Genomic DNA, 11,512 nt, shown 5'->3' on the forward strand with positions numbered 1-11,512 from the left:
GCCCTGCTTTCGGGTGTCAGTGCGCTTGCCTGTTTGTATCCGGGCGGAACAGGTAACGGCTGTGTCGTTTAATTTTTATGATTTCTGGTGAGAACAACATGCGTGTTAATGAGATAAACCATCCTCTGGTAAAACCCAAATTGGGCCTGATGCGGGCAGCAAGCGTTAGCACCCGTAGCTTCCGTCAGCTGGCGGCAGAGGTAGGCTGTTTGCTGACCTATGAAGCGACCAAAGATCTGGCTACTGAAACGTATCAGCTGGAAGGCTGGTGCGGCGAAATTACTGCAGAGCGTATCAAGGGTAAGAAGATTACTGTTGTGCCAATTCTGCGTGCCGGCATTGGTATGCTGGACGGCGTACTTGATCTGGTGCCAAGCGCAAAGATCAGTGTGGTCGGTCTGTACCGGGATGAAGAAACTCTTCAGCCTGTGGCGTATTTTGAAAAGCTGGCCCATGACATTGATGAACGTATGGCGCTGATCATTGATCCTATGCTGGCAACGGGCGGCTCAATGAATGCCACCATTGATATGCTGAAAAAATCAGGCTGTACCAGTATCCGTGCACTGGTGCTGGTGGCTGCGCCTGAAGGGGTGAAAGCTGTTCAGGAGGAGCATCCTGATGTGGAAATCTTCACCGCAGCGCTGGACAGCCATCTCAACGAGCAGGGATACATTATTCCTGGTCTGGGTGATGCCGGCGATAAGATTTTCGGTACAAAGTAAGTTTTCTGTGAGCCGGCAGTGGCCGGCTTGCTGAATGAATTTGGTGCGGGGCTCCGGGCCGCTGCATCTGAACCCGGGACAGTTCTGCTGATCCCGGGTTTTTATAAGTTCTGCATCTTCGGAGGCAGAGAATAATAACCGTGGCAAACTGTGCTTTGGCAGTATTGCCCCACAGGATGAGTAAGGTCTGAAGAATGAGTGATTCTAATACCGTGAATCTGGCGCCTGAACCGCTTTGGCGGACAGTGCTGGCCGGATCGCAGATGTTGTTTGTTGCGTTCGGTGCACTGGTGTTGATGCCGTTGCTGACGGGGATGGACCCAAGCGTTGCGCTGTTTACGGCGGGTCTCGGAACCCTGATGTTTCAGTTTGTGACTAAGCGTCAGGTGCCGGTGTTTCTGGCATCATCTTTCGTATTTATCGCACCGATAATTTACAGCACTAAAACCTGGGGTATGGCCGCCACACTGGGCGCTCTGTTCTGTGCGGGTCTGGTATACATGCTGCTGGCACTGATTGTTAAGGTGCGTGGCGCAGGTTTCCTGCACCGTCTGCTTCCGCCGGTTGTTGTCGGGCCTGTGATCATGGTAATCGGCCTTGGGCTGGCACCGATTGCGGTGAACATGGCGATGGGTAAAGCGGGCGATGGCAGCATCGAGCTGTTCCCGTATGCTGACGCGATGATTGTTTCAATGTCTGCGCTGGTAACTACCTTGCTTGTGGCCACTCTGGGTCAGGGGATCTTCCGTCTGTTACCCATCCTGTCAGGGGTTGTTGTCGGTTATACCGTGGCGCACTTTATGGGCATGGTTAATTACGACATCGTTGCGGCAGCGCCGTTCATCGCCGTGCCGGCTTTTGTGATGCCGGAGTTTCAGTGGCAGGCTATCCTGTTCATGATTCCGGTCGCGATTGCCCCGGCCATCGAGCACGTAGGGGATGTACTGGCGATTGGTAATGTGACCGGTAAAGATTACATTAAAAAGCCGGGTTTACACCGGACACTGTTTGGTGACGGTATTGCGACGTCTGCCGCTGCGCTGTTTGGCGGACCGCCAAATACAACCTATTCAGAAGTGACCGGTGCGGTGATGCTGACCCGTTCATTTAACCCGATGATTATGGTGTGGGCGGCGATCTTTGCGATTGCGCTGGCGTTTGTTGCCAAGTTTGGCATCCTGCTGCAGACCATCCCGGCACCGGTCATGGGCGGTATTCTGATTCTGCTGTTCGGCTCTATTGCGGCGGTGGGTATGAATACCCTGATCAAGGCTAAAGTGGATCTGGCACAACAGCGTAATCTGGTGATTGTGGCGACGACGCTGGTTTTCGGTATCGGCGGCATGGTTGTCGGCAAGGGTGAATTCAGCATGCAGGGTGTAAGCCTGTGTGGTCTGGTAGCGATTGTGCTGAACTTGATTTTGCCAATGGGTCAGGTAGCTAATGATCTGAGCGAAGAAAAAGCCGTGGTTGATGATCTGGTTGATCACGCCAAGTAACTGTCGCTAAAGAAAAAAGCGCGCCGGGTAACCGCCGCGCTTTTTTTATGTTCTTTGCCCGGGAGGGGGTGTCAGATGCTACAGCCGCTCATGCCTTTTTTCGCCAGATATTGCTGGTGATATTCTTCGGCCCGCCAGAACTGCTGCGCCGGTTCGATTAAGGTGACTATAGGGTTACCGAAAATACCGCTTTTATCCAGTACAGCAAGGCTTTGCTCGGCCATGATTCGCTGGGTGTCGTCATGATAGAAAATCGCTGAACGGTACTGGTCACCGACATCAGGACCCTGCCGGTTCAGAGTGGTTGGATCATGCATCTGCCAGAACAGGTCAAGCAGGGTGTCATAGTCCGTTATCTGGTCATCAAACTCTACCTGAATCACTTCGGCGTGGCCGGTACCTTTGCGGCAGATTTCTTCGTAGGTTGGGTTTTCAGTGTGCCCGCCCATATAGCCAACGGCTGTGCCGGTGACTCCGGGATGTTGGCTGAAGCGGGCCTCGACGCCCCAGAAACAGCCTGCAGCAAAAGTGGCAGTTGGCATAAATTGATACTCCTGTAATGTGAGCGCCGGGTGACGGGCAGTTGTCGCCTGTATCCCGGCCTCGTCTGTTTTCTTCGTGCCAGTTAGCGGTATACACGATTGTTAAAACTTAATATACCGTTTTGAGCCGGTGCCGTGGCTAAAGTTCGTTGGCCTGACTGTCTGCGCGTATGTATTTATGTGCAGTTAGTATTTTAGCCCGGCCACGGGCGATGTGGTTGAGGAATTTTTGAGAAGCGAAAAAAAACCGCGGTCAGCCAGGCCGACAGCGGTTTTCTGATGGCTTACCGGATTACACGAGCTGATCCAGTTTTTGTTTCAGCAGCCCCTGCACTTGTCCTGGGTTTGCTTTGCCTTGTGAGGCCTGCATGACCTTGCCCATAAAGAAGCCAATCATTTTACCGCGTTTTTCAGGTTCCGCGCTGACGTACTGATCAACCTGAGGCTGGTTGGCGGCGATTACTTCATCAACCATGGTTTCGATGGCGCCGGTATCGGTAACCTGCTTCAGACCTTTGGCTTCGATGACCTGATCGGCATCACCTTCACCGGCCCACATGGATTCAAATACCTGCTTGGCAATCTTGCCGGAAATGGTGTTGTCGCTGATCCGCAGTAACAGGCCGCCGAGCATCTCTGCGGTTACCGGTGCATCGGTAATCGCAGTATCGGTCTGGTTCAGGTGCTTGGATACTTCACCCATGACCCAGTTGGCCGTCAGTTTGGCGTCTTTCGCGGCTGCGGCTGCAGTTTCAAAGTATTCGCTCAGTTTGCGGTCTGCAGACAGGACCATGGCGTCGTAGTCGCTCAGGCTGTATTCGCTGACGAAACGCTCGCGGCGGGCATCTGGCAGTTCAGGCAGAGTGGCGCGCAATTGCTCGATGTATTCTTCATCGATGACGATCGGTAACAGATCCGGGCAGGGGAAGTAGCGGTAATCGTTGGCTTCTTCCTTGCTGCGCATAGAACGCGTTTCGTCTTTGTTGGCGTCATACAGACGGGTTTCCTGGGTGATCCGGCCGCCGTCTTCCAGGATATCAATCTGTCTTTCAATTTCGCCTAAGATGGCTTTTTCGATGAAACGGAAAGAGTTGATGTTCTTGGTTTCGGTGCGGTTGCCGAGTTTTTCTTCGCCCTTGATGCGTACGGATACGTTACAGTCACAGCGGAAAGAGCCTTCAGCCATGTTGCCGTCACAAATGCCCAGGTTGGTAACAATGGCGTGGATTTTACGTACGTATGCGACAGCTTCTGCAGCGCTGCGCATATCCGGCTCAGAGACGATCTCCAGCAGCGGGGTGCCGGCACGGTTCAGGTCGATGCCGGTCATATCCGGGAATTCTTCGTGCAGGGACTTGCCCGCATCTTCTTCCAGGTGAGCGCGGGTGACGCCAACGCGCTTAATGGTGCCGTCATCCAGCTGAATGTCCACATGGCCAACGCCAACGATCGGGTGGAACAGCTGGCTTGTCTGATAGCCCTTTGGCAGATCCGGGTAAAAGTAGTTCTTACGGTCGAACACGGAGGTGCGGCCGATTTCAGCGTCGATAGCCAGACCAAACATGGTCGCCATGCGCAGGGCTTCAGCATTGAAAACCGGCAACGTGCCCGGCAGTGCCAGATCTACGGCACAGGCCTGGGTGTTTGGCTCAGCACCGAAAGCGGTGCTGGCGCCGGAAAAGATTTTTGACTTGGTGGCCAGTTGGGCGTGAATCTCAAGCCCGATGACTGCTTCCCATTCCATTTTTATAAACCTCTTTGTTTGAATGCCCGGTGAGTAATCTCAAACACGGGAATTCAGGGTGCGCATCAGCGCGGAAATTATTCATTGTCGCGAGTGTTACGCGATGCCTTCCGGTGCTTTTTTGTGCCAGTCAGTTGCTTGCTGGAACATGTGGGCAACATTCAGCAGGCGGCTTTCCGCCAGATAGTTGCCGATAATCTGCAGGCCAACCGGTAAGCCGTTGCTGAAGCCGCATGGCACAGACATGCCCGGCAGGCCGGCAAGGTTCAGGGAGATCGTGAAGATATCTTCCATGTACATGGCAACCGGATCAGCGCTCTTTTCACCCAGCTTCCAGGACGGGTGCGGTGTGGTCGGCCCCATGATGACATCAACTTCAGCCAGTGCGTTGGCAAAGTCCTGCTGGATCAGGCGGCGGATCTGCAGCGCTTTTTTGTAATAAGCATCGTAGAAACCTTCTGAAAGCGCATAGGTACCGACCATGATACGACGCTGTACTTCCGGGCCGAAGCCCTCACCGCGGCTACGTTTGTACAGGTCTTCCAGATCAGCCGGGTCTTCGCAGCGGTAGCCGTAGCGAACGCCGTCGAAGCGGGACAGGTTAGACGAGGCCTCTGCCGGTGCCACAATGTAGTAAGCCGGGATGGCCAGGTGGGTGTTAGGCAGGCTGATTTCTTTAACTTCAGCGCCCATGGCTTCGTATTCTTTAATGGCTGCCTGAACCTGTTCTGCGATGCCTGCGTCGATGCCTTCACCGAAGTACTCTTTTGGCAGGCCGATTTTCAGGCCTTTTAATGGCTGATTCAGGTCGGCAGTAAAGTCCGGTACCGCTTTATCCAGGCTGGTGGAGTCTTTCGGATCGAAACCGGCCATTACGTTCAGCATCATCGCAGCATCTTCTGCGGTGCGGGTCATCGGACCACCCTGATCCAGAGAGGAGGCAAACGCGACCATGCCGAACCGTGAAACCCGGCCATAGGTCGGCTTAATGCCGGTGATGCCGGTCAGTGCGGCAGGCTGGCGAATGGAACCGCCGGTATCGGTGCCGGTCGCTGCCGGTGCCAGACGGGCTGCAACGGCCGCTGCAGAACCGCCGGAAGAGCCGCCGGGTACCCGCTCGGTATCCCACGGGTTACGGGACGGGCCGTAGAAGCTGGATTCGTTGGACGAGCCCATGGCGAATTCGTCCATGTTGGTCTTGCCCAGTGTCACTGCGCCGGCCTGATTGAATTTTTCTACAACCGTGGCGTTGTATGGTGAAATGAAGTTGTCCAGCATTTTCGAGCCGCAGCTGGTGCGTACGCCCTCGGTGCAGAACAGGTCTTTATGGGCAATTGGCAAGCCGGTAAATGCGCCGGCTTCACCGTTGGCGCGCTGAGCATCAGCGGCTTTGGCCTGTGCGATGGCCTGTTCTTCGGTAACGCTGATGTAGCTGTTATACCGGCTGTCCTGTTCGTTAATGCGCTGCAGGTAGGCCTGGGTGAGTTCGACGCTGCTGAATTCGCCGCTGTCTAGTCCCTGTGCCAGTTCGGCAAGTGTTTTTTCAAACATGGTAATGGGTGATCCTTAAATCGAAATTCGGGTAACGGGCTCAGTGGAGCTTCTCGTTTCAGAGAGTCTGAGCAGAGGTTATTCGATAACCTTCGGAACCTGGAACAGGCCGTTTTCAACAGCGGGTGCAACGGTTTGCAGGTGGTCGCGCTTGTTCGGTTCACTCACTTCGTCAGTGCGCAGGCGCTGAACGGCATCCAGCGGGTGTGACATCGGTGCCACATCAGCGGTATCCACAGCCTGCATCTGATTAACTAAGTCCAGAATGCTGGAGAGGGTCGTGGTGTATTCCGGGATGTCCTGCTCGTTGATTTGCAGGCGCGCCAGGTGGGCGATTTTTTCCACGTCTGAGCGATCTAGTGCCATGGTTGGATACTCATAAAACTGATTAAAAGATTAGCCCGGGAATTTTGCCTGACCATCGCGGTGAAAGCCATGGGCAAAATATGCCGTTTGCGTTGATTTCAGTCTTGCTTAAATAACCTGAACTGAATGCATTATCTGCTGTCTCCAGCATGGCTGATAGCAGCGAAGCCGGAGGCTTGGATGCGCCTCAGTGTGTATTCGGCAGATTATCTATAGCTTATTGAAAATAAAGCGCTACGTTAACACATTTGTTGCTTGCCCAAAATCCCCGCCATTGCTACAGTGGGACATTTTTAAGAGGAAGCTGCGAACAGCTCCGGAACACCTCTGATAATTAGAGTAAATCTTCAAACTATTTCGCAGGTTTCATAGTCATAGCGCAGTCTTTTTTTTGCGCCGCTAGAGTAAGATATTCAGGTAAGGCGGACAGTCAATGTTTAAAAAAATTCGCGGGATTTTTTCCAGTGATCTATCTATCGATTTAGGGACGGCAAACACCCTTATCTATGTTCGCGATAAAGATATCGTACTCAATGAACCTTCTGTGGTGGCGATTCGCCAGAGCGGTAACGGTGCGCAAAAAGCTGTTGCGGCCGTCGGTACCGATGCCAAGCGCATGCTGGGACGTACCCCGGGTAACATTACCGCTATCCGTCCGATGAAAGACGGCGTCATTGCCGACTTCCATGTGACTGAGAAAATGCTGCAGCACTTTATCAGCAAGGTTCATGATAATAATTTCCTGACACCGAGCCCGCGGGTTCTGGTATGTGTGCCCTGTCAGTCAACACAGGTTGAGCGGCGGGCAATTAAAGAATCGGCCATGGGCGCAGGCGCCCGTGAGGTGTACCTGATTGAAGAGCCGATGGCGGCAGCAATCGGTGCCGGTCTGCCGGTTGAGGAAGCCAACGGTTCAATGGTGGTAGATATCGGTGGTGGTACCACTGAAATCGCGATCATTTCCCTGAACGGTATTGTCTATGCGGAATCTGTCCGTGTGGGTGGTGACCGTTTTGATGAAGGCATCGTGACCTATATTCGCCGTAACTACGGCAGCCTGATCGGTGATGCAACTGCTGAACGGATCAAGCAGGAAATCGGTACCGCGTATCCGGCTGCTGAAACCCGTGAAATTGATGTCCGTGGCCGTAACCTGGCGGAAGGTATTCCCCGCAGCTTTACGCTGAACAGCAATGAAATCATGGAAGCGTTACAGGAGCCACTGTCTGCCATTGTACAGTCGGTGAAAAGTGCGCTGGAACAGTGTCCGCCGGAACTGGCGTCCGATATCGCTGAGCGCGGCATTGTGCTGACCGGTGGTGGTGCATTGTTGCGTAACCTGGATAAGCTGATCAGTGAAGAAACCGGCCTGCCGGTGATCGTAGCTGAGGATCCGCTGACCTGTGTTGCCCGGGGTGGCGGACGTGCTCTTGAGTTGCTTGACAAGCATGCCTTTGAGTTACTGACATACGAATAAATTGCTATGCTGAAAATGAGCTTCAGGAACAGTGCCTGCCTGACTGACGATTTTCAGGAGGTGTGGCATTAGCAGTATCTTCAGAAGCGGGTCCTTAAAGGCCCGCTTTATTATTTTATTAGTCCTTGCAATTGCGTTGGTGGTGCTTGACCTGAAATGGGCCAAGATGAATCAGACGCGCGCATACCTTTCTCTGGCGATTACACCCTTACAGTGGCTGGTGGATACCCCAGCGCAGGTGGCGGATGAACTCAGTGACGTGCTGATTACCCGGACGCAGCTGATCGAAGAGAACCGTCAGTTACGTCAGGAGGCTTTGTTGCTGAAGCGTAAAGTGCTTCAGGTGTCGGCGCTGACGGCGGAAAACGTGCGTCTTCGTGAACTGCTGAATGGCAGTCAGCGTCTGGCCAATGATGTCACGCTGACCGAGCTGATTGGCATTAATCCGGACCCGTTCCAGCATCAGGTTATTCTGAATAAAGGTTCAGAAGATGAAGTCTATGTGGGGCAGGCAGTGCTGGATGCAGGTGGCATCATGGGGCAGATTATTGAATTGTCTCATTATACCAGCCGGGCAATGCTTATTACCGATTCACGGCATGCGATTCCTGTGGAAGTAAACCGTAACGGTTTTCGTTCGATTGCCCTGGGTAACGGTTCTGTTGATGAGCTGGAGCTGGGGCATGTGCCGGATACCGCTGATGTCCGGGAAGGGGATTTGCTGGTGTCTTCAGGTCTGGGTGGACGTTTCCCCCGGGGCTATCCGGTGGCGCGTATTACCAGCGTAACAAGAGATCCGGGACAAACCTTTGCAACGGTTAAAGCTAAGCCCACTGCACGGCTGAATAAGAGCCGGCATATTCTGCTGGTGGATTTGTCCGAACAGCAGCCTGAGCCTTTACCGCTCGCCGGAGAACTTGTTGCTGAGGAGGCTGACGCCGCTGCTCAGCCGGAGTCCTGAAGGTGAGTCAGCAGGAGCCGGGTGGCGGCGCGATTATTTTCGGTACCTTTCTGCTGGGGCTGATGCTCAGCCAGGTGCCTTTACCTACATCGGTTGAGTGGTTTCGCCCGGAATGGGTTGTCATTATTCTGATTTACTGGGTAATGGCATTACCGGAGCGGGTCGGTCTGGGCAGTGCTGTTTTATTAGGGCTGGCGCTGGATATTATTAAAGGTATCCCGCTGGGACTGAATGTGATCGCGCTGCTGGTGGTTGCCTATCTGACACTGATGCTGCACCGGCGTTTACGGATGTTCCCTTTATGGCAGCAAGCTTTCGTGGTCATGATTCTGGTGGGCATTAATCAGTTACTGTTTAACTGGTTCCATGGTCTGATAGGTACCCGCAGTGACAGCCTGATCTTTTTGCTGCCGGCGCTGATCAGCGCCATTTTATGGCCCTGGATGTTTGTGATCCTGCGTGGCCTGCGGCGTACTTTCAGGGTCAGTTAACCAGACAGGTTTTTTCAATGTCCGATCTTATTCTTGCATCTGCTTCACCCCGTCGCCGCGAATTATTGCAGCAGATAGGGGTGCGTTTTGATGTACAGCCTGTAGATATCCCGGAAGTAAAACGGCCGGATGAAAGCGCCGATGATTTTGTAAAACGGCTGGCTGTGGAGAAAGCCACGGCGGGTTGGGAGCGCAGCGGACGGAATTTGCCCGTACTGGGGTCGGATACTGTCGTCGTGCTGGATGATCAGGTCATGGGTAAGCCCCGTAACCGTGAGCATGGCATTGCAATGTTGCAGGCGCTTTCCGGGCGTGAGCACCAGGTTATGACGGCCTTGGCTATAGTTAATAATGAACAAACACAGGTACGTGCAGTCTCAACCCGTGTGCAGTTTAAAGAACTGTCTGACGAGTTATGCCTGAGGTACTGGGAAACCGGTGAGCCGGCAGACAAAGCCGGTGGTTACGGGATTCAGGGGCTGGGTGCGGTGTTTGTTGCCAGTATGAGCGGAAGTTATTCGTCTGTAGTCGGTTTGCCGCTGGCCGAAACTGCAGATCTGTTGAATGTATTTAAGGTGCCGTTTTGGCAATGCGCAGCAGAATGAATGTCATGACAATGTAATAACTCCGGCTGATAGTTTCTGTATAGCGGCAAACACGTAAGGATAGATGATGAGCGAAGAGATACTGATTAACTTTACCCCGATGGAAACCCGGGTAGCAGTCATTGAGAACGGAATGCCGCAGGAGATTTACATAGAACGGGCAGAGCGTCGCGGCATTGTCGGTAATATTTATAAAGGTAAGGTTGTCCGGGTGTTGCCCGGTATGCAGGCGGCGTTTGTTGATATCGGTCTGGAGCGGGCGGCGTTTATCCACGTTGATGAGTTACAGAGACCTGATTCCGCTGATGATTCAGGCAAAGCCAACATTGCCATTAACCACCTGTTACGCGAAGGCCAGCCACTGGTCGTGCAGGTGACTAAAGATCCTCTGGGCACCAAGGGTGCCCGCCTGACCACTAATTTGTCTATTCCTTCCCGTTATCTGGTGTATATGCCGGGTAATGAGCATATTGGTATCTCCCAGCGTATTGAAGACAGCGATGAGCGTGACCGGTTACGTAATCTGGTTGAAAAAGCCGTTGCTGATCTTGGTCAGGACGGCGATACCAATATCGGTGGTTTTATCTTACGAACAGTGTCAGAAGGTGCCTGCGAGCAGGAACTGACGCTGGATATTCAGTTCCTTTGCCGTTTATGGCGTGCCGTTGAACGTAAGATTAAAGAGTCTCCGGTGGCATCGATTATTTATGAAGATCTGCCACTGAATATGCGTGCCCTGCGTGATATGGCTCATGCCGGTGTTGAGCGTATCCGGATTGATTCTAAAGAGACGTTCCAGAAGTCGGTGGATTTTGCTGCGGCACTGGTGCCGCAGATTGGCGATATTCTGGAGTATTACCCCGGCGAACGGCCGATCTTTGATCTTTATAATATTGAGGAAGAAATTCAGAAAGCCCTGGGCCGTAAAGTTGAACTGAAATCCGGTGGGTATCTGATTTTTGATCAGACCGAAGCGATGACCACGGTGGATATTAACACCGGTGCTTATGTGGGCCACCGTAACCTTGAAGAAACGATATTTAAGACCAATCTTGAAGCCGCTACCGCGATAGGCCGACAGCTGCGTTTAAGAAATCTGGGCGGCATCATCATTATCGACTTTATTGATATGGTGGATGAAGACCATCAGCGTCAGGTATTGCGGACGCTGGAACGGGTATTGGAAAGGGATCATGTAAAGTGCAAACTGACCGGTGTATCTGAACTGGGGCTGGTGGAAATGACCCGCAAACGGACCCGGGAAAGTCTCGAGCATGTGCTGTGTCAGCCCTGTAATCACTGTCAGGGGCGTGGCTCGATCAAAACACCGGAAACCGTGTGTTACGAGATTTTTCGGGAAATTCTGCGTCAGCACCGGGCCTATGATACCGATAGCTATCTGGTGCTTGCCTCGGAGTCTGTGGTGGATATGCTGCAGGATGATGCTTCGGATCATGTTGCTGAACTGGAGGCCTTCATTGGTAAATCAATCCGTTTTCAGGCGGAAGCAATGTATAGCCCTGAGCACTATGATGTGGTGCTGCGGTAAAA

Annotated in this window: 11 protein-coding genes; 7 read left to right on the forward strand and 4 right to left on the reverse strand. The window is 53.0% G+C overall.

What is annotated here, in order from left to right; translation table 11 throughout:
* The first annotated feature begins 98 nt into the window (after window positions 1-98).
* Window positions 99-725 carry a uracil phosphoribosyltransferase gene (upp, locus tag PCI15_RS05855; RefSeq protein WP_271273417.1) on the forward strand — a complete coding sequence of 209 codons (627 nt, stop codon included), beginning with the start codon at window positions 99-101 and terminating at the stop codon, window positions 723-725.
* Between the two features lie 194 nt (window positions 726-919).
* Window positions 920-2,224: a uracil-xanthine permease family protein gene (locus PCI15_RS05860; RefSeq protein WP_271273418.1), complete on the forward strand. Its 1,305-nt coding sequence runs from the start codon at window positions 920-922 to the stop codon at window positions 2,222-2,224.
* 71 nt (window positions 2,225-2,295) lie between these two features.
* Here PCI15_RS05860 and msrA read toward each other — a convergent pair whose 3' ends face one another.
* The 4 genes from msrA to gatC all read right to left on the reverse strand — a co-directional run bounded on the left by msrA (window position 2,296) and on the right by gatC (window position 6,427).
* Complete coding sequence (gene msrA / locus PCI15_RS05865) at window positions 2,296-2,766, reverse strand: peptide-methionine (S)-S-oxide reductase MsrA (RefSeq protein WP_271273419.1); 471 nt, start codon at window positions 2,764-2,766, stop codon at window positions 2,296-2,298.
* 292 nt (window positions 2,767-3,058) lie between these two features.
* Window positions 3,059-4,510 carry an Asp-tRNA(Asn)/Glu-tRNA(Gln) amidotransferase subunit GatB gene (gene gatB, locus PCI15_RS05870; protein ID WP_271273420.1) on the reverse strand — a complete coding sequence of 484 codons (1,452 nt, stop codon included), beginning with the start codon at window positions 4,508-4,510 and terminating at the stop codon, window positions 3,059-3,061.
* Between the two features lie 96 nt (window positions 4,511-4,606).
* On the reverse strand, window positions 4,607-6,061 hold the full coding sequence (gene gatA, locus PCI15_RS05875; protein WP_271273421.1) for an Asp-tRNA(Asn)/Glu-tRNA(Gln) amidotransferase subunit GatA: 1,455 nt from the start codon (window positions 6,059-6,061) through the stop codon (window positions 4,607-4,609).
* A gap of 78 nt (window positions 6,062-6,139) precedes the next feature.
* Window positions 6,140-6,427 (reverse strand): Asp-tRNA(Asn)/Glu-tRNA(Gln) amidotransferase subunit GatC, encoded by a 288-nt coding sequence (gatC, locus tag PCI15_RS05880; RefSeq protein WP_205659721.1) that lies wholly within the window; start codon window positions 6,425-6,427, stop codon window positions 6,140-6,142.
* Between the two features lie 433 nt (window positions 6,428-6,860).
* Between gatC and PCI15_RS05885 the strand changes: the two genes are divergently transcribed.
* The 5 genes from PCI15_RS05885 (at window position 6,861) to rng (ending at window position 11,510) form a co-directional block, all read left to right on the forward strand.
* Window positions 6,861-7,904: a rod shape-determining protein gene (locus PCI15_RS05885; RefSeq protein ID WP_205659720.1), complete on the forward strand. Its 1,044-nt coding sequence runs from the start codon at window positions 6,861-6,863 to the stop codon at window positions 7,902-7,904.
* A 76-nt stretch (window positions 7,905-7,980) separates the two neighbouring features.
* The gene (gene mreC / locus PCI15_RS05890) at window positions 7,981-8,865 is read left to right on the forward strand and encodes a rod shape-determining protein MreC (protein WP_271274586.1); all 885 of its coding nucleotides are present in this window, start codon (window positions 7,981-7,983) and stop codon (window positions 8,863-8,865) included.
* A 2-nt stretch (window positions 8,866-8,867) separates the two neighbouring features.
* Window positions 8,868-9,356: a rod shape-determining protein MreD gene (mreD, locus tag PCI15_RS05895; RefSeq protein WP_271273422.1), complete on the forward strand. Its 489-nt coding sequence runs from the start codon at window positions 8,868-8,870 to the stop codon at window positions 9,354-9,356.
* 17 nt (window positions 9,357-9,373) lie between these two features.
* Window positions 9,374-9,961: a Maf family protein gene (locus tag PCI15_RS05900; protein WP_271273423.1), complete on the forward strand. Its 588-nt coding sequence runs from the start codon at window positions 9,374-9,376 to the stop codon at window positions 9,959-9,961.
* A 67-nt stretch (window positions 9,962-10,028) separates the two neighbouring features.
* Complete coding sequence (gene rng, locus PCI15_RS05905) at window positions 10,029-11,510, forward strand: ribonuclease G (protein WP_271273424.1); 1,482 nt, start codon at window positions 10,029-10,031, stop codon at window positions 11,508-11,510.
* Window positions 11,511-11,512 lie beyond the last annotated feature (2 nt).

Origin of the sequence: Aliamphritea hakodatensis (genome assembly GCF_024347195.1) — a bacterium.
Classification (GTDB): Bacteria; Pseudomonadota; Gammaproteobacteria; order Pseudomonadales; family Balneatricaceae; genus Amphritea; species Amphritea hakodatensis.

Bases quoted from the DNA above. Each gene is read 5' to 3' on its own strand.
- upp (WP_271273417.1), top strand. From the start codon at position 99: ATGCGTGTTAATGAGATAAACCATCCTCTGGTAAAACCCAAATTGGGC.
- PCI15_RS05860 (WP_271273418.1), top strand. From the start codon at position 920: ATGAGTGATTCTAATACCGTGAATCTGGCGCCTGAACCGCTTTGGCGG.
- msrA (WP_271273419.1), bottom strand. From the start codon at position 2,766: ATGCCAACTGCCACTTTTGCTGCAGGCTGTTTCTGGGGCGTCGAGGCC.
- gatB (WP_271273420.1), bottom strand. From the start codon at position 4,510: ATGGAATGGGAAGCAGTCATCGGGCTTGAGATTCACGCCCAACTGGCC.
- gatA (WP_271273421.1), bottom strand. From the start codon at position 6,061: ATGTTTGAAAAAACACTTGCCGAACTGGCACAGGGACTAGACAGCGGC.
- gatC (WP_205659721.1), bottom strand. From the start codon at position 6,427: ATGGCACTAGATCGCTCAGACGTGGAAAAAATCGCCCACCTGGCGCGC.
- PCI15_RS05885 (WP_205659720.1), top strand. From the start codon at position 6,861: ATGTTTAAAAAAATTCGCGGGATTTTTTCCAGTGATCTATCTATCGAT.
- PCI15_RS05900 (WP_271273423.1), top strand. From the start codon at position 9,374: ATGTCCGATCTTATTCTTGCATCTGCTTCACCCCGTCGCCGCGAATTA.
- rng (WP_271273424.1), top strand. From the start codon at position 10,029: ATGAGCGAAGAGATACTGATTAACTTTACCCCGATGGAAACCCGGGTA.